A 15,404-nucleotide genomic window follows, 5' to 3' on the forward strand; every position below is an offset into this window, starting at 1 on the left:
CCAGCCCTGCACGAGGTCAGGCACAATGAAGAAGATCACCCGCATCGGCATTGGCGGTCCAGTCGGCTCCGGCAAGACGGCCATCATCGAGACCATCACGCCGCGCCTGATCGACATGGGCGTCAAGCCGCTGATCATCACCAACGACGTGGTGACCACGGAGGACGCCAAGCAGGTGCGCCGCACCCTCAATGGCGTGCTGATCGAGGAAAAGATCGTTGGCGTTGAAACCGGCGCCTGCCCGCATACGGCGGTGCGCGAAGACCCGTCGATGAACATCGCCGCGGTCGAGGAGCTGGAGGAGAAATACCCCGACAGCGACGTCATCATGATCGAGTCCGGCGGCGATAACCTGACCCTGACCTTCAGCCCGGCGCTGGCGGATTTCTATATTTACGTCATCGACGTCGCCGCCGGCGACAAGATCCCGCGCAAGAACGGCGCCGGCGTCTGCCAGTCGGACATTCTGGTCATCAACAAGAAGGACCTCGCGCCTTACGTCGGCGCCAGCCTGGACGTAATGGACCGGGATTCGAAGCTGATGCGCGGCAAGAAGCCGTTCGTCTTCACCAATTGCAAGACCGGCGAGGGCATAGACGATCTGATCGCCCTCATCATGGACATGGCCCTGTTCGACGTTCAGACGACGCCGGCGTCGTCGCCCGCCGCCCGGTGACGACGATGACGCTGCACGAGCGCCTGGGCCGGCTCGACGCCGCCCGAGAGGTGCAGGGCTACCAGAACCAGCCCCGGCAGATGCGCGCCGGCGCGCCTGGCAAGGTTGGCGAATTGCGGCTCGGCTTCTCCGTGCGCAACGGGCGCTCGGTGCTGCACGATCTCTACCGGGTGGCGCCTCTGCTCGTGCAGCAGGCGTTGTACTGGGACGAGGCCATGCCGGAGCTGCCAATCTGTTCGATCATTTCGGTCGGCGGCGGCGTGCTGCAGGGCGATCGCTACCGCATCGACATTTCGGTGGAGGAGGGAGCCTGCGCCCAGGTGACGTCGCAGAGCGCCAACCGCATCCACCAGATGGACGCCAACTACGCGTCGCAGCACCAGACGGTGACCGTGGCCTCCGGCGCCTATCTCGAATACCTGCCGGATTTCACCATTCCCTATCGCGACTCCCGGTTCATCAATGAAACCGAGCTGACCGTCGCGGACGACGCCACCGTGCTCTACGGCGAGATGCTGATGAGCGGCCGCAAGCATCACCATGAGGACGAGCGCTTCGGGCTCGACCTGCTGTCGATGGCCGTGTCCGTGCGACGCCCGGGCGGGCGCGAACTGTTTGCCGAGAAGCTGCTGATCGAAAAGGGTGATCCGACGGTGAACTTCGCCGCCGTGATGCGCGGCTTCGACGCTTTCGCCAGCATCATGTGCCTGACGCCGCCGGACGTGGCGACGCGCATCCGGGAACGCTTCGAAACGCTGTTCCCGGCCGGGGAAGCGCGCGCCATCGCCGGCGTCAGTCGCCTGCCCAACGGGGCGGGCCTGATGCTACGCGTGGTCGGCGTGGAAAGTTACGACGTGCGCCTGGAAGTGCGGCGTTTCTGGCAAATCGTCCGGGAGGAAGCGCGTGGCCGCACCTTGCCGGAGGAGTTTTTGTGGCGCTGAGTCCATCTGCAGGATGCGTCCACCATCCGGTTTGAACTGGCTGGGCGGAGAATTCTGTTGGTGGAAGGTTGAGTGGAGAGCGCCGGAAGCCGGGTGGGCCGGCATCCGGGCGTCAATGGGGCCGCGTCGCAATGCGGCGTCAGGCTGCTGGAAAGAGAAGGGGCGGGGGCATGTCCGAAAAGAGAAATGACCCTTTAACAGTCTGCCTGCGCGGAACCAGCCAGGTGTTCTTCATGGAAAACGCCCTGACCGGGGCGCTGTTCTTCGCGGCCATGGGCTGGGCGTCTTATGCGTCCGGCAATTGGGCGACCGTTATCGGCGCAGCGATTGGCGTGGTCGTGGCCACCCTCACGGCATGGTTGCTGGATTGCGATGAAGATTCCATCAGATCCGGTCTGTTTGGTTTCAACGGCGTGCTGGTCGGCGCGGCGCTCCCCACATTTATCGCGGCTTCTCCGCAATTGTGGGTCTATGTGATTGTCGGCTCCGCCGCCAGCACGGTGGTTACGGCGGCTTTCAGCGCCACGCTCACTAAGAGCTGGGGCATTCCGGGCTCGACCGGGCCGTTCGTCCTCACGGGCTGGCTGATGGTGGCCGGGGCCTATACTTTCGGCGGTTTGCAGGTAACCGGCGATGCCCCGAAGCTGGCCACGGATTATGTGCAGGGCGTCTTTACCATTCCCGCTGCGCCGGATCTGCTCCGCATCTTTTTCCGGAATATTGGCCAGGTCTTCCTGCTGGGCAATGAAGTCAGCGGCGCCATCATCCTTGCCGGCATTTTTATTGCCTCGGTCCAGGCAGGCGTCGCCACGGCGGCGGGGTCGCTCGTCGCCATGGTCGTCGCCATCGGAATGGGCGCCAATCCGGCGACGGTGGCCCAGGGGCTGTATGGCTTCAGCCCGGTGTTGACGGCGCTTGCCGTGGGCGCGATCTTCCTCAATCCGTCAGTCAAGGCAACGATTTACGCGTTGCTCGCAACGGTCACCTGTGTGTTCGTCCAGGGCGCTTTCGACGTCATTATGCCGCCGTCTGGCCTGCCGTCATTCACGGCCCCTTATGTGTTGACGATGTACCTGTTCATCGCGCCGAAGTCGCTGTTGGCTCCGCATCCGCACAGCCCGGTCAGCGGGCATCCGGTCGAGAGCAAGGCGTCTTCTTCGAAATGACATGGCGCGGCGGCTTTCGGGCCGCCGCGCACCGTCATGCCTTCGGCGGGTGTGTCTGACAGGACGCTTCCGCCCCTTTGCCAAGGGTAAACGCCATGCAAGGCATCAACGCAGGCGACACCGCCTTTATCCTGATGTGCACCGCGCTGGTGTGCATGATGACCCCCGCGCTTGCATTGTTCTACGGCGGGCTGGTGAAGCACCGCGACATGCTGTCGATCATGATCCAGAACTTCGTCTGCATGGGCGTCGTCGGGTTGATCTGGGTGTTCGGCGGTTTCAGCCTCGCTTTCGGCCCGGACATCAATGGAGTCATCGGCAACATCTCCACGTATTTCGGCATGTATGGTGTCGGCATTTCGCCCAACCCGGCCTATGCCAAAAGCGTGCCGTTCATCATGGTGTTCGCCTACCAGATGATGTTCGCCATCATCACGCCGGCGTTGATGACCGGCGCGTTCGTGGGCCGCTTCCAGTTTGGCGCCTATCTGCTGTTCATCGCGTTCTGGACTGGTCTGGTCTATCTGCCGGCGGCGCACTGGATCTGGGGCGGCGGTTTCCTCGCCAAAATGGGCGTGGTGGATTTCGCTGGCGGCATTGTCATTCACACCGCCGCCGGCTTCTCTGCGCTCGCGACCGCCGCCTATCTGGGCAAACGCAAGCTGGGCGTGGGCGAGAAGGAGTCGATGCCGGCCAGCCTGCCGCTCGTGGCGCTGGGCGCCGGCCTGCTCTGGTTCGGCTGGTTTGGCTTCAACGCTGGCGGCGCCTATGCGGCGGACGCGCTTGCGGCCTATGCCTTCACCAACACCATGCTCGCCGGCTCCATCGCCATGCTGGTGTGGATGTTCTGGGAGTGGCTCGAAACCCGCCGGCCGTCGTTCTCCGGCGTTCTGGTCGGCGCCGTCGCTGGCCTCGCCACCATCACGCCGGCGTCGGGTTATGTCGAACCCATGTCCGCCCTGTTGATCGGCGCCGCCGGCGCGACAGTGTGCTACTACGCCAAATACGTGCAGAAATGGCTGAAGATCGACGACACCCTTGAGGTCTGGCGGGCTCACGGCGTGGGCGGCGTCACCGGCGCCTTGTTGATTGGCGTCCTCGCCAGCTCCCACATCAATCAGGTGCAGGCCAGCGCCCATCAGCTCGGCGTGCAGGCGCTTGCCGTGGCGATCGTCGCCGCCTGGGCTGTGATCGTGACGTTGATCCTGCTGAAGGTCCTCGACGCGATGGGGATCCTGCGCGTGCCGGAAGAGGTTCAACTCGAAGGTCTCGATATGGCGGAGACGGGCGAACGCGCTGTCAATCTCTGGAACATGGACAGCAAGCGGGCTGAATAACAGCCAGGGCGCCTCACGCCCGGGTCATGAGATGCCGGACGCATGGCGTCCGGATTGCGAGCCTGTCGCCCGGCTGTTGAGCCGCCGGGCGACGTTTTCATTTCTGCGTTTACAGCGATGGTCCGGCGAGATCGTCACAACGCGTCAAGCTCCAGGAATGCTGGATGAACGTTACTCTTGTCATCTTCACCCTGGTTTACGTGGCCATGGCGTTCGGCAAGCTGCCGGGCTTTCGGGTGGATCGCACCGGCGCGGCGGTCGTCGGCACGCTGGCCATGATTGTTTTCGGCGCCATTTCGCCGAAGGCGGCCTGGGACGCCGTGGACTATCGCACCATCGGCATGCTGTTTGGCCTCATGGTGGTGTCGTCGGCGTTTGTCGTCTCCGGCTTCTACGCCTGGCTGGCGCAACGCGTCGCCACCATGCCGGTCAGTCCGCCCACCTTGCTCGCCATGTTGATTGTGGTGGGCGGCGTCATGGCCGCCGTGCTGACCAAGGACGTGGTGATGGTGGCGATGACGCCGCTGCTGGTGTCCATCACCATGGCGCGCAAGCTCAATCCCGTGCCGTTCCTGCTCGCCTTCTGTTTTGGCGTGAACACCGGATCGGTTGGGCTGATCAGCGGCAGCCCGCAGAACATGATTGTCGCCCAGGGGCTTGGCCTGTCGTTCAGCGGCTTCATGAAGGTGACGATGCTGCCAGCGCTGCTGTCGTTCCCGGTGGTGTGGGCGGTGGTCGCCTTCATGTACCGCGGGCGCTGGGCCTTGCCGGCCGGCGAAGGCGCGGCCCCGCCGCCGGCGGACGCCATCCCGCCGCTGGACAAGGGGGAAACCATCAAGGCTGGCCTCGTCACGCTGCTGGTGATGGCGGCTTTCATGTCCGACCTCTGGCCCCGGGAAATCATTGCCCTGTCGGCGGCGGGCATACTGCTGCTGAACCGCAAGATCGCCTCAAAGGATATGCTGGGTCAGATCGACGGCAATTTGCTGCTGCTGATCATGGGGCTGTTCGTCGTGAACGCCGCGCTCGACCTCACCGGCCTGCCACAGCAATTGCTGCATGATCTGCGCGACATTGGCGTTGATCTGAACAATCCGGTGACCCTGTGCCTCGTTGGCGGCATGCTCAGCAATGTCATCGGCAACAATCCGACGGTGATGTTGCTGACGCCGTTCTTGCAGCCGGGAGCCGACGCCGACGCCCTTGGCGCGGCATTGGCTGTCGGCACGGGCTTTTTCAGCAATCTCGTCGTGTTCGGCAGCCTGGCTGGCATCATCGTGGTTGAGCAGGCAGCGCGATGTGGCGTGCGCATCTCCTTCGCCGAGTTCTCGCGCGCCGGAGCCCCGGTGACCGTGTGCTGTCTGGTGATCGCCCTGGCCTGGATCATGTATCTGACCTGACGGGAACATGATCCAGAGCGTGACGCCGGCCTGGCATATGGCCGGCGTGGGTTCGGAGTTGGTGAAGCCGTGGCGCGCCAGAAGAGGAGCGGGCGGCGGCGGGCAAATGCCGCCGCCGCGTTCTGTTCAGGCGGTTTTGCGCATGCCCAGGCGGAAACCGGCCCACACCGCAGCGTAACCGGCCAGAAGGCTCGCGGCCAGATAGGAGAGGGCGACGGTGAGCCCTGCGGCCGGGGCGCTCATCACGACGAAGGCGCCATAGACGAAACTGGAGAACGTCGACAGGCCGCCCATGACGCCGGTTCCGACCAGCGTATTGACGTCGTCGCTGACCGCCCGGCGTTGATGCAGGCCGGTGATGAGACCCAGCAGGAACGACGCAAGGATATTGGCGACGAATATCGGCATAGGAAAACCGTCCGCCGGATCAGGAACCCCGAGCATCAGAAATTCACGCGCCATGGCGCCGATGGCGCCGCCGACGAAGACGAGGATTATGGCGTTGATCATGGCGGCGCTCCTCAACCTTGCAGCCGGGCCAGGCCCGCTCCGCCAGCAGCAGCCAGCAGACCCGCGATGACAGAGCCGACAAGATAGGCGATGGCGGTCACGGAGCGTTGCGCGTCGCTGAGTTTGAGCGCATCGAGTTGCATGCTGCTGAATGTGGTGTAGCCGCCCAGGATGCCAGTCAGCACGCCAGCGTTGAGCGGCGCGCCGAACCGGTCCCGCCAGTCAACGGAGAACAGAACCGACAGATAGCCGATGACGAAGGCGCCGCTCACGTTGATGATGAACGTGCCCAGCGGAAAGCCCCCATGGTAACGCTCGCCAACCACGCGGCCGATCTGCCAGCGCAACAACGATCCAGCGCCGCCGCCAAGACCGACCCACATCACATCCAGAGGTCGCATGCTCCACCCCATTATCTGTCTGTCACAACGCCGATGCGTTGCCTGTGGCGGCGGCACAGACTTCATGATCGACACGTTCATGCTTTCCCAAATCGTCGCGTAATCCGGCATGGCCTGGCCAGCGCATTCGAGCATTATCCGAAATTATGCTGCGGGTTTCTATCGCCTCAGATATTATTCGCGCATTTATACCCAGACTCATTGATCAGAACCCAAGTGCCCATTGACGCAATCCGATTGACATGATGCGCCATGGCTGTTCGACGAGACGGTTCCATGCGTTACAGCAATGGTCGACGACATCGTCGTAAGAGAAGAAGACGCGGTTCGACAGCCAGTTGTCGCGCATGAACTGCCAGACATTCTCAACCGGGTTCAACTCGGGGTGTTGATTTCCGCTGAGAAGTGATGGAGTGGATGCCCCCTCCTGACGGCATCGCGATGTGCCAAGGTGATGTTTGCGAGAACGTCACTTAGAGGAGAGAGGTGGTCCCACAATTTCGGACCAGTCGTTAAGCTCGATGAGCTGACGAAGGACGAGCCGTATGACACGCAAGCGCTATTGGGCTGAGTTCAAGGCGAAGGTCGCGTTGGAGGCGATCCGCGAAGAACTGACGACGGCTGAGCTGGCTAAAAAATACGATATTTATCCGACGATGATCAGCGGCTGGAAGCGCACGGCGATCGAGAACATGGCGGCGGCTTTTGGCAGTTCGGCGCCTGCTGCGCCCCAGATTTCGGGGAAGGCGGTTGAGAAGCTGCATGCGAAGATTGGCCAGCTCGTCATTGAGCGGGATTTTTTGTCGGCAGCCTCCAGGCTCATTCCCGGTGCTGGAGGCAAAAAGCGGTGAAGCCGGATCATCGGGATCTGAGCGTACGTCGGCAATGTAGCCTGCTGTCACTGACCCGCTCTGGCCTCTATTACCATCCGCGCGGTGAAAGCGCGGAGAACCTCACGCTCATGACGCTCATCGACCGGCAGTTTCTGGAGACGCCGTTGTACGGCTCGCGTCAGATGGCGCGGCATCTGCAGCGGGAGGGACATCCATGCGGACGTCACAGGGGCCGTCGGCTGATGAGACTGATGCGTCTCGCGCCGATTTATCAGGAGCCAAAGACCAGCAAGAGGCACCCGGAGCACCGTATTTACCCGTATCTGCTCAAGGATCTGGCCATTACCCGCCCCAACCAGGTGTGGTGCGCGGATATCAGCTACATTCCGATGCGCCGGGGGTTCCTGTACCTTGTGGCCATCATGGACTGGCACAGCCGCAAGGTGCTGAGCTGGCGACTGTCGAATTCCATGGATGCGGGCTGTTGCGCCGAAGCGCTCGAGGAAGCGCTGGCCGGATATGGTGTGCCCGAGATTTTCAATACGGATCAGGGATCGCAATTGACCAGCACGGATTTCACCAGGGTGCTGCTGGACGCCAACGTGAAGATATCCATGGATGGCCGCGGCCGCTGGATCGACAACCGGATGATCGAAAGGCTGTGGCGGTCGCTGAAGTATGAATGCGTCTACCTGAACGCCTTTGAAACTGGATCGGAAGCCCGCAAGGGCAGCGCCGCCTGGATCCGTTATTACAACGAAAACCGCCCGCACTCATCACATGGGGACGGACGCCGGACGAGATATATGCTACCGGCAAACACGCTCTCAGAGCCGCCGCCTGAGGATGCACGTGACACGAGCTTAAATGACCGGCGGACTGGTCCAAAATTTAGAACCATCTCTCCACATCATGCTGGACCGCCAGGGCATGGTGATGAACCAGAAGAAGCTGCGACGGCTCTATCGCGAGGAGAAGTTGCAGGTGCGCTGGCGCGGCGGCCGCAAACGAGCACTTGGCACGCGCAGGCCCGTGCGCCTGCCTGATCGAGCCAATGCACGCTGGAGCCTCGATTTTCTCTCCGACACGATCAGCGACGGTCGCCGCTTTAGGGTGCTCGCCATCGTCGACGACTACACGCGCGAGTGTCTGGCGCTCGTCGCCGACACCTCGCTCTCGGGCCTGCGCGTGGCTCGCGAACTGGATGATGTCATTCGCCTGCGCGGCCGGCCGGATAGCCTTGGTTCTTCCGGGCTTTTCGCTGTGGGAATAATCGGCGAGATTAATTGCATCCGCGGTGGTGGCGCAAGCTTTGGGATTTGAACTGGGGGTAAAAAACGGGACCGCCTACGATGGGCGGCCCGCTGTCATTCTGGGTGGACGCGGCGGAGGCCAGGCCCTGATGAACGTGAGGCACCGAATATCGGCCTGCAAATTGCAGGTGTCGATTATCGGAGTCGGCTCATTTTACTCGATCCAGTTCTCTACATTCAGGTCCTCGACCCGTTTGAATTCCGAGAGATTTGCGGTGACGAGCGTTCCGCCAAGCGCTTTCGCGTGTGCAGCTATGAGCAGGTCATTTGGGCCAATTGGTTTTCCGGTTTTTTCAAGTGCGAAGCGAATTTCCCCATATTTGGCATCTGCCGGAATTTCGAGAGCGATGATCGGCACTCTTGATAGGATCGCTTCCACTTTTTCCGTGAGCTTCCGAGAGCCCTTTTTTGCTGCGCCATACCTGAGTTCTGCGGCTGTGACTATGCTGATGGCGATACCAGCGTCACCGATTTCGGCCAGGCGTTGCGCGGCTTTCCCGGCAGGATTGCGCATGAGCTCGGAGATGACGTTCGTATCCAGCAGATATTGAATTGTCATATATCGACATCCGGGAGGGGGAGGAGGCTTTCGTTCAGGTCGACGGGGAACTGGTCTCTTTCATGTGGTGGCTGCTCCTTTGCCCATTCAGCGAGCAATGTGAGTACGCTGTTTCCTTTTCCGACGGGTTCGATGATCAGGCGTTCGCCATCCCTGACAATGCGGACAGCGTCACCTGCAGTGCCGAAGTCGGGCGGTAGCCGGACTGCCAGGCTCCTGTTGGTGCGAAAAATTCTGGTCTCGCGCTCCGTTTCAACGATCTTCGCCCGCATGTTTTGTCGGGGAGATTGTGGCGCTCGTGGCTTGGCGGACATGATTGCCTCCCTGTTGGGCGATACAATGTATATCCCATGTGTCAGTAGCTATCAACGAGGGGCCGACCTGACGCCAGTTCACGACCGTGCGTTTCCTGAAAGTTCAAGTGGGAATAATCACCGAGAATAAACGGGATAGCTGGAGCGTGACGGTTTGTAGGGGGGCGGCTGGCGAAAAAAGACCGCCCTGAGGGCGGTCGATGTGGCTTTGGGAATCCCGTAAAAATAGGAGCCGTCCCGCAGTGCTGTTTTCGGATGTCGCAGCTGTGAGCGCCAGGGAATCTGGATGCTGCTTGTCTTGTTCATCTCTGCATCCATCCTCTTGCGGAGCAACTTGCGGGATTTTGAACCCGTCCGGATTCTGACCTGCGACCCTGATTTTCCTCCAGATTTGAGTAGAGTCCGTCACTCACGGAGACGGACGATGCGCCCCTCGCCACACAAGCGTCAGAAGATTTCTGTTTGCAATGGATCAGTGCATCAGGGGAATGAACACTTCACGGCTGCGCAGGCGCGCCCGCGATACATAGGCGCGGACAATTGAGATCCCGCCGCTGAAGCCATGTTCATCGCGAAGACGTTCAAATATCCGGTTCCCGGTATGGCGCTGTTTGGAGTGAACCGTCCGGTCTGCCTCCAGTATGCCATCAATGATTGCCGTAAAGCCGGCCAGCTTGCGGCTGTATATGACGCCTGAGCGGTCATGGGCGGGTGGCTCGGGAAACTTGAGCATCTTGTCGACCGTCTTGCGGCTGATGCCAAAATACGTGGCCGTCTTGCGGCGGCTGTCGCCAGCAATAAGAACGGCCCGGCGAACCTTCTGACAAAGCTCCACTCTCTTCATCCTCAGCCTTCGCCAAAAACGGAGGTCTAGCAGGACTGGCATACTTTTAGCCCGGTGAAACGCGCCAGATAATGGCCCACTTTATTCCCGGTGTTCACAGTCATGTCGGGTCGCGTCGGGCAACTCGATGATGAGGTTTTCCACGGAAGGCAGTGAGTGATCCTCCTGCCTGGTTCCGCTTATGGCTCAAATAGCCGTTGGTCCCAGTACACCGGCACATGAAGTCCGGTTTCGATTTTTCCGAAATCTGGGTGGGCAGGATTGATTAGAATATTCCGATCAATCCGGGCTACGACGCTTGGAACGATCAGGATCAGACTCCGTCGTTCCTTCGACCATGTGTCACCGAAGGCCTTCGAGACAGTTGGGGGGCTGGCGTCCCACCCAGGCACCAAAGGTTCAGGAAGAACCTCGTAGGTGACCCCGGCCGGAATTGTAATTTCAACATAGTGCTGGTTTGGTGGAATTTGCCCGCTGCCGTAGATCAGCTTTTCGAGGAGTGCTGTCGAAAAATTCGCGGCAGCGTATATCATCGGGCTTCCAGGAGTGTTCCATCTTCCTGGGGCAATTGTAGAGCCCGTGGCATCGAAAATTGGGAAGGCGCCGTTGGGGTCACCGATGCGGTAGGCCTTGAGGGTACGATCTAGCTTTTGAGGGCTCAAGCCGCGACGCCGTATTTGAGCCGGGAGAGGATATCGAGCACCAGCTCCGTCCCGATTTCATTTCGCAAGGCGACTTCAACTGGCTTATTTCCCTGCAGCATTGCATGGGGTCTGAACAGGAAATCGCGGGCGGATGCGTCGGTCCTCCATACGTCGCGGGCGAGGCTCCACACGCGGGCAAGCCGGGTCAGCTTGAGGCCTTCCTCTACAGATAGCCGGTGGGCAGTTCTTCGGCGGCCATAGCTCGCCTTTGGAACCACCCGGTATTTGAACAGCGCGTCACCAGGCGCAACAAGACCCGCTACACGGTCGAGCGCGGCAACGGGAAGGCCACGATCGATTGTCTCCATTAACGAAAATACAGATGTCGCCGTTGGCTGGCCTCTGAGGCCAAGAACGCTGCTGATGTCTGTGGCTGCGAACTGGGGATTCATCTCTATCACCTCAACTGAGCCTGTATATAGACCCAAGTGGCCCGAATGGCAATGACAGGCCTGAGGTAACGCCCAAAACTCCCTGCACTGTTTGTGAGTCGCGGGGACCTGGTCGGGGGCCATTTTCTCTAGGATATGCCAGGTTCAGGGTAGCGCCGTGGAGGCACGCCCGTAGCCGCCTCGAGCATGAAGGCAACAACGAGCCGCCTTACTGCAATCTTCCATTCCGCTGACCGGATTAGGCCATGTGCCGACGTCAACGATTCATAGCGCTCGGTGTTTGTGGTGGACACGCGGTCTTCGTGGAGGGCATTGATCTGTTCGCTGAGTGCGGCAAGAGCAGTGAACTGCTCGCGCAGACCAGAGATGGTTGCAGGCGGTACCGAGGGCGGGAGAATCACGTTCACGGGTCGCAGTTCCTCGCATGCGGACAGTTCGTCACACGTGAGGTTGGTGGCCATGATGTCGCCCGTGTGAAAGTGAACCGCGCCGGGTTTGTCGGAGGCTCCAACTCCTGAGAAGGTGGAGCGATGACGAGCAAGACGACGAACAAGTTCTCGCCTGAGGTGCGCGCGCGGTGCGGATGGTGCTGGATCATGAGGCCGGGCATCCGTCGCGCTGGGCGACGATCATGTCGATCGCGGGCAAGATCGGCTGCACGGCGCAGACGCTGACCGAGTGGGTGAAGAAGGCCGAAGTCGATAGCGGTCGCAAGCCCGGCCTGACGACGGATATGGCGGCCAAGCTCAAGGCGCTCGAACGCGAGAACCGGGAGCTTCGGCAAGCGAACGAGATTTTGCGCAAGGCATCAGCGTATTTTGCCCAACGGCCTCTACAAAGCGGAGCTCATCCATAGGCGTGGACCCTGGCGAAGCTTCGAGGCCGTCGAGTTCGCCACGCTGACCTGGGTCGACTGGCTCAACAATCGCCGGCTGCTGGAACCCATCGGCAACATCCCGCCGGCCGAGGCCGAGGAGCGCTACTACGCCATGCTGAGCGAACCAGCCATGGCGGCGTGACTCAAACGAAATAGCCTCCGGCAAACCCGGCGCGGTTCAAAAGTGGTTCGCCTGAAGCAGGACATTGTGTTTGTCATATCCGGCAATCGAGATTTGGAGTGACGTTGCCCCCGTGCCCTATTCCGGTTTGAAGTTCGATCTGGCCCTGCTGAGAGGACCAGGTATGAAGCGCACCCGATTTTCAGAAGAGCAGATCATCGCGATCCTGAAGGAGCACGAGTCCGGCATTCCGGTGGCTGAGCTCTGCCGGAAGCACGGGGTCAGCGACGCCAGCATCTACAAGTGGAAGGCGCGGTTTGGCGACATGGAGGTGTCCGGGGACAAACGGCTGCGGGCCCTTGAAGACGAGAACAGTCGTCTGAAGCGTATGTTGGCCGATGCCATGTTCGACAACGTGGCGCTGAAGGACCTGTTGGGAAAGAATGTATGGTCCGTTTCGTCCGTGCAAGGGATCACGACATCGCAAATGACGACTCCAGTTGCATAAATGTATCCGGCCTCTCGCGAGTGGACTGCGGTTGCAGCCAGGCCATGATGAGATCCGCACACCCCGTTCCCAATAAGTGGTTCAGGCACGATGTTTGCGAGAACGTCACTTAGAGGAGAGTGCATCCATGACGGAAGTTAGCATTGTCGGCCTTGACCTTGCAAAGCGGGTGTTTCAAGTTGACCTGAGACCCTTTTCTCCTCCGGTCTGAGGGAGAGTCTTGGGTTTCATTTCTGGCCTCATGCGGCCTGTTTTTCAGCGAGGATTTGAGGGCGAACTCGGCGGGCGTGATGTTGCCGAGGGCCGAGTGGGGTCGGTAGCGGTTGTAATCCTCCTTCCATGAGGTGATGGCGCTGCGGGCCTCGGCGAGCGTCGAGAACAGCGTGTCATTGAGGCACTCGTCCCGGAAGCGTCCGTTGAAGCTCTCGACGAAGGCGTTCTGCGTCGGCTTGCCGGGAGCGATGTAATGCCACGCGACGCCGGTCTCCTGGCGCCAGCGCAGGATTGCCATCGAGGTGAACTCGGTACCGTAGCACATTGGGAAGGGCGTCAACCGTTGGCTGGCGGTGCGCGGAGCCATGCGTAGCGCAGCACGCCGCCAGCCAACGGTCATGGCCGGCCAGCAGGTCTCTAGAGTGAGGTTGTCGAGACAACACTTTGGAGCGAGGCCGACCATGACCAACCGCGTTTCTACCCCCGCCGGGGCCGTGCTGGTAGCGATCGACATGTCGAAGCACCGCCAGGAGTTACTGATCGAACGTCCAGAGGGTGGTCGCCGGCGGCGGATGACCGTGCTGGCTACCAGGGCAAACTACGATCGTCTGTCTGCCGAGCTTTCCGCGATCGCACGACCGTCATCGTTGGCTTCGAGGCGACCGGCAACTACCATCGCACGCTTGCTTACCGGCTTCTTGCGGATGGTTACGAGCTGCGGCTGATATCCTCGGTCGCGCTCGCCCGCACGCGAGAGGCGCTGCACAATGGATGGGACAAAAACGATCCGAAGGATGCGCAGGTCATCCTGCATATGCTGCGGATCGGCGCCACCCAGGCATATGTCGATCCGCTGGCCGCCGGCGAAGGGGTATTCCAGGTGCAGCGCATCGATCCGGCGTATCAGGGCTAGATCGGCGGCCCGGACAGCGCGGGGGCAGATAGTAGACGCTGCCCCGGCTGATCCCCAGAACCTTCGCCTGCCGGCTCGGCGGCAGGTCGTGATGACGGTCGATCATTGCCCTGCGCTCAGAAGGCCGGCCTTCCCGAGCGCGCCGGACAAAAAATCATTCTCAAGCGTCAGCTCCCCGATTTTGGCATGAAGCGTCTTCACGTCGATCGCCGGAGCTGCGCCCTTCGCCTCGCCGTCGAAGACGCCCGCAGCCCCATCGAGAAGCGGATTGCGCCATGGCGTGATCAGGTTCAGGTGCACGTCAAACCGCTGCGCCAGCTCGACGAGCGTCTTCTCGCCCCTCACGGCTGCAAGGGCCACCTTCGCCTTGAAAGCCGGCGTGTGGTTCCGCCGCGGTCGTTTCGCAATGGTCGCTCCTGTCGCGGCCATCATGCCGCCGTCAGGCAGAACCTCCACTTATCCGGCCTGTCCAGTTTTCCCAAGCGAGCTCTCGCCACGCCAGTTTATTGCTGCTCAAACCGTAACCGCCTGAGTGTCCGGTGAAATGGGGGCCAGTTCAGAGGTTACGTCGTCTTGTATGCAAGCGGGACGTTTTCCCGGAATTGTTTCCAGAAACGGATTGCGAACTTTCATGCCGCATTGGCACTTTAGCTGCTTGGAGCGCCGGAGCTTGGATACTCTCTCCAGCAGTTGGTTCCCACACGCGTCGCAGGACAGCGCAGTCCATAAGGTCATGTTCTTTGCCTCAAAATTACCCATCTGCGCAAATTACCATACTCGTTTTGGGTCAATCGTCACCCGTTTGGGGGATGTCGACTAAGGCATTCAATGCCTCCCCAATGGATGCCAAACCGAAGATATACGGCGTCACGAAATCTTGGGGGCGAATACAGCCGCACAAGGGCTATTCGCCGCGCAAAGGGCAGTCAGGGTAGGGGCGGGGGATCGGCTAAAATTTAAGGATGATCGCCTTCACGCGTCGCTAGCACGAATTGTGGATGCGGTGTGTCTTCGCATCGTCGGTTATGGGGGGTGCCACTATTGAGGAGCGCGTTCGCCGGGCCGGGAATGGCTCCTGCCTGGAAGGGGAGATTTCGGCTTCCCGTGATGCTGTGCAGAACCGGATCGTTCCCGTGGGGACGATGGGCAAGGCGATCTCGTTGAGAGTCCAGAACCTGGGGCAAAACCCCAAGGTCGTGAAACAGATTGAGACGCCTCACCCTCCTGACCCCATCATGCGGCGGCCACGCGCCGAACGCGAAGAGAAGCGTGTGACCCATGGGGCGACACCAGCCGGAGAAGTCGAAGCAGGGAGACCAGAATGCCGCGCGACAAACAGGGTGAGATTCCGCGACAATCTGGGTGAGACGCTGTGGTGGGGC

The 15,404-nt window shown here is 60.9% G+C and carries 14 protein-coding genes and 9 pseudogenes; 12 read left to right on the forward strand and 11 right to left on the reverse strand.

The genetic code is table 11. From position 1 onward, the window contains the following. Positions 1-25 precede the first annotated feature (25 nt). The 5 genes from ureG to IE243_RS11265 all read left to right on the forward strand — a co-directional run bounded on the left by ureG (position 26) and on the right by IE243_RS11265 (position 5,520). Positions 26-676 carry an urease accessory protein UreG gene (ureG, locus tag IE243_RS11245; protein WP_191319483.1) on the forward strand — a complete coding sequence of 217 codons (651 nt, stop codon included), beginning with the start codon at positions 26-28 and terminating at the stop codon, positions 674-676. 5 nt (positions 677-681) lie between these two features. Next, positions 682-1,617, forward strand: coding sequence for an urease accessory protein UreD (locus tag IE243_RS11250; RefSeq protein ID WP_191319484.1), 936 nt, complete (start codon positions 682-684; stop codon positions 1,615-1,617). A gap of 170 nt (positions 1,618-1,787) precedes the next feature. Then, positions 1,788-2,783, forward strand: a complete 996-nt coding sequence (yut, locus tag IE243_RS11255; protein WP_191319485.1) for an urea transporter — start codon at positions 1,788-1,790, stop codon at positions 2,781-2,783. 95 nt (positions 2,784-2,878) lie between these two features. Next, positions 2,879-4,120 (forward strand): ammonium transporter, encoded by a 1,242-nt coding sequence (locus IE243_RS11260; RefSeq protein ID WP_191319486.1) that lies wholly within the window; start codon positions 2,879-2,881, stop codon positions 4,118-4,120. 164 nt (positions 4,121-4,284) lie between these two features. Further along, on the forward strand, positions 4,285-5,520 hold the full coding sequence (locus tag IE243_RS11265) for an ArsB/NhaD family transporter (RefSeq protein ID WP_191319487.1): 1,236 nt from the start codon (positions 4,285-4,287) through the stop codon (positions 5,518-5,520). A 126-nt stretch (positions 5,521-5,646) separates the two neighbouring features. Here the strand turns inward: IE243_RS11265 and IE243_RS11270 are convergent, their stop codons facing one another. From IE243_RS11270 to IE243_RS11280, 3 genes and pseudogenes are all read right to left on the reverse strand, one after another. Continuing rightward, on the reverse strand, positions 5,647-6,030 hold the full coding sequence (locus IE243_RS11270; protein ID WP_191319488.1) for a CrcB family protein: 384 nt from the start codon (positions 6,028-6,030) through the stop codon (positions 5,647-5,649). 11 nt (positions 6,031-6,041) lie between these two features. Further along, complete coding sequence (locus IE243_RS11275) at positions 6,042-6,431, reverse strand: fluoride efflux transporter FluC (protein ID WP_191319489.1); 390 nt, start codon at positions 6,429-6,431, stop codon at positions 6,042-6,044. A 205-nt stretch (positions 6,432-6,636) separates the two neighbouring features. After that, positions 6,637-6,816, reverse strand: a pseudogene (locus IE243_RS11280) (IS630 family transposase); the annotation flags it as partial. Positions 6,817-6,976: 160 nt separating this feature from the next. Here IE243_RS11280 and IE243_RS11285 point away from each other — a divergent pair. Both IE243_RS11285 and IE243_RS11290 read left to right on the forward strand, forming a co-directional pair. Further along, a pseudogene (locus IE243_RS11285) lies at positions 6,977-8,108 on the forward strand (IS3 family transposase). A 59-nt stretch (positions 8,109-8,167) separates the two neighbouring features. After that, positions 8,168-8,497, forward strand: a pseudogene (locus IE243_RS11290) (DDE-type integrase/transposase/recombinase); the annotation flags it as partial. Positions 8,498-8,731: 234 nt separating this feature from the next. Here IE243_RS11290 and IE243_RS11295 read toward each other — a convergent pair. The 6 genes from IE243_RS11295 to IE243_RS11320 form a co-directional block, all read right to left on the reverse strand. After that, entirely contained in the window at positions 8,732-9,136 is a 405-nt protein-coding gene (locus IE243_RS11295; protein ID WP_191319490.1) for a type II toxin-antitoxin system VapC family toxin, read from the reverse strand. Beyond that, entirely contained in the window at positions 9,133-9,450 is a 318-nt protein-coding gene (locus IE243_RS11300; protein WP_373301658.1) for an antitoxin, read from the reverse strand. The genes IE243_RS11295 and IE243_RS11300 overlap by 4 nt, the downstream gene beginning before the upstream one ends. 472 nt (positions 9,451-9,922) lie before the next feature. Further along, positions 9,923-10,294 carry a hypothetical protein gene (locus tag IE243_RS11305; protein ID WP_191319491.1) on the reverse strand — a complete coding sequence of 124 codons (372 nt, stop codon included), beginning with the start codon at positions 10,292-10,294 and terminating at the stop codon, positions 9,923-9,925. 179 nt (positions 10,295-10,473) lie between these two features. Continuing rightward, on the reverse strand, positions 10,474-10,956 hold the full coding sequence (locus tag IE243_RS11310; RefSeq protein WP_191319492.1) for an RES family NAD+ phosphorylase: 483 nt from the start codon (positions 10,954-10,956) through the stop codon (positions 10,474-10,476). Further along, positions 10,953-11,390, reverse strand: coding sequence for an antitoxin Xre/MbcA/ParS toxin-binding domain-containing protein (locus IE243_RS11315; protein ID WP_191319493.1), 438 nt, complete (start codon positions 11,388-11,390; stop codon positions 10,953-10,955). The genes IE243_RS11310 and IE243_RS11315 overlap by 4 nt, the downstream gene beginning before the upstream one ends. Before the next feature lie 128 nt (positions 11,391-11,518). Further along, complete coding sequence (locus IE243_RS11320; protein WP_191319494.1) at positions 11,519-11,851, reverse strand: hypothetical protein; 333 nt, start codon at positions 11,849-11,851, stop codon at positions 11,519-11,521. 69 nt (positions 11,852-11,920) lie between these two features. On the opposite strand from IE243_RS11320, the pseudogene IE243_RS23930 reads away from it, so the two are divergent. The 3 pseudogenes from IE243_RS23930 to IE243_RS11330 form a co-directional block, all read left to right on the forward strand. Further along, positions 11,921-12,228: pseudogene (locus IE243_RS23930) on the forward strand (transposase); the annotation flags it as partial. Next, a pseudogene (locus tag IE243_RS23935) lies at positions 12,215-12,409 on the forward strand (IS3 family transposase); the annotation flags it as partial. The pseudogenes IE243_RS23930 and IE243_RS23935, both read left to right, overlap by 14 nt. 163 nt (positions 12,410-12,572) lie before the next feature. Next, positions 12,573-12,836 (forward strand): annotated as a pseudogene (locus IE243_RS11330) (transposase); the annotation flags it as partial. Between the two features lie 169 nt (positions 12,837-13,005). Here the strand turns inward: IE243_RS11330 and IE243_RS23480 are convergent. Then, positions 13,006-13,425: pseudogene (locus IE243_RS23480) on the reverse strand (integrase core domain-containing protein); the annotation flags it as partial. A 145-nt stretch (positions 13,426-13,570) separates the two neighbouring features. Here IE243_RS23480 and IE243_RS11340 point away from each other — a divergent pair. Next, positions 13,571-13,974, forward strand: a pseudogene (locus IE243_RS11340) (IS110 family transposase); the annotation flags it as partial. Here IE243_RS11340 and IE243_RS11345 read toward each other — a convergent pair. Further along, positions 13,957-14,430, reverse strand: a pseudogene (locus tag IE243_RS11345) (transposase family protein); the annotation flags it as partial. The pseudogenes IE243_RS11340 and IE243_RS11345 overlap by 18 nt on opposite strands. 734 nt (positions 14,431-15,164) lie before the next feature. Between IE243_RS11345 and IE243_RS23160 the strand changes: the two are divergent. Continuing rightward, on the forward strand, positions 15,165-15,404 hold a 240-nt coding region (locus IE243_RS23160), incomplete at its 3' end, for a hypothetical protein (RefSeq protein ID WP_210319846.1).

The organism is Camelimonas fluminis (genome assembly GCF_014656355.1).
Lineage (GTDB): Bacteria > Pseudomonadota > Alphaproteobacteria > Rhizobiales > Beijerinckiaceae > Camelimonas > Camelimonas fluminis.

Coding starts and splice junctions, on each gene's coding strand:
- ureG (WP_191319483.1), top strand. CDS start 26: ATGAAGAAGATCACCCGCATCGGCATTGGCGGTCCAGTCGGCTCCGGC.
- IE243_RS11250 (WP_191319484.1), top strand. CDS start 682: ATGACGCTGCACGAGCGCCTGGGCCGGCTCGACGCCGCCCGAGAGGTG.
- yut (WP_191319485.1), top strand. CDS start 1,788: ATGTCCGAAAAGAGAAATGACCCTTTAACAGTCTGCCTGCGCGGAACC.
- IE243_RS11260 (WP_191319486.1), top strand. CDS start 2,879: ATGCAAGGCATCAACGCAGGCGACACCGCCTTTATCCTGATGTGCACC.
- IE243_RS11265 (WP_191319487.1), top strand. CDS start 4,285: ATGAACGTTACTCTTGTCATCTTCACCCTGGTTTACGTGGCCATGGCG.
- IE243_RS11270 (WP_191319488.1), bottom strand. CDS start 6,030: ATGATCAACGCCATAATCCTCGTCTTCGTCGGCGGCGCCATCGGCGCC.
- IE243_RS11275 (WP_191319489.1), bottom strand. CDS start 6,431: ATGCGACCTCTGGATGTGATGTGGGTCGGTCTTGGCGGCGGCGCTGGA.
- IE243_RS11295 (WP_191319490.1), bottom strand. CDS start 9,136: ATGACAATTCAATATCTGCTGGATACGAACGTCATCTCCGAGCTCATG.
- IE243_RS11300 (WP_373301658.1), bottom strand. CDS start 9,450: ATGTCCGCCAAGCCACGAGCGCCACAATCTCCCCGACAAAACATGCGG.
- IE243_RS11305 (WP_191319491.1), bottom strand. CDS start 10,294: ATGAAGAGAGTGGAGCTTTGTCAGAAGGTTCGCCGGGCCGTTCTTATT.
- IE243_RS11315 (WP_191319493.1), bottom strand. CDS start 11,390: ATGAATCCCCAGTTCGCAGCCACAGACATCAGCAGCGTTCTTGGCCTC.
- IE243_RS11320 (WP_191319494.1), bottom strand. CDS start 11,851: ATGGCCACCAACCTCACGTGTGACGAACTGTCCGCATGCGAGGAACTG.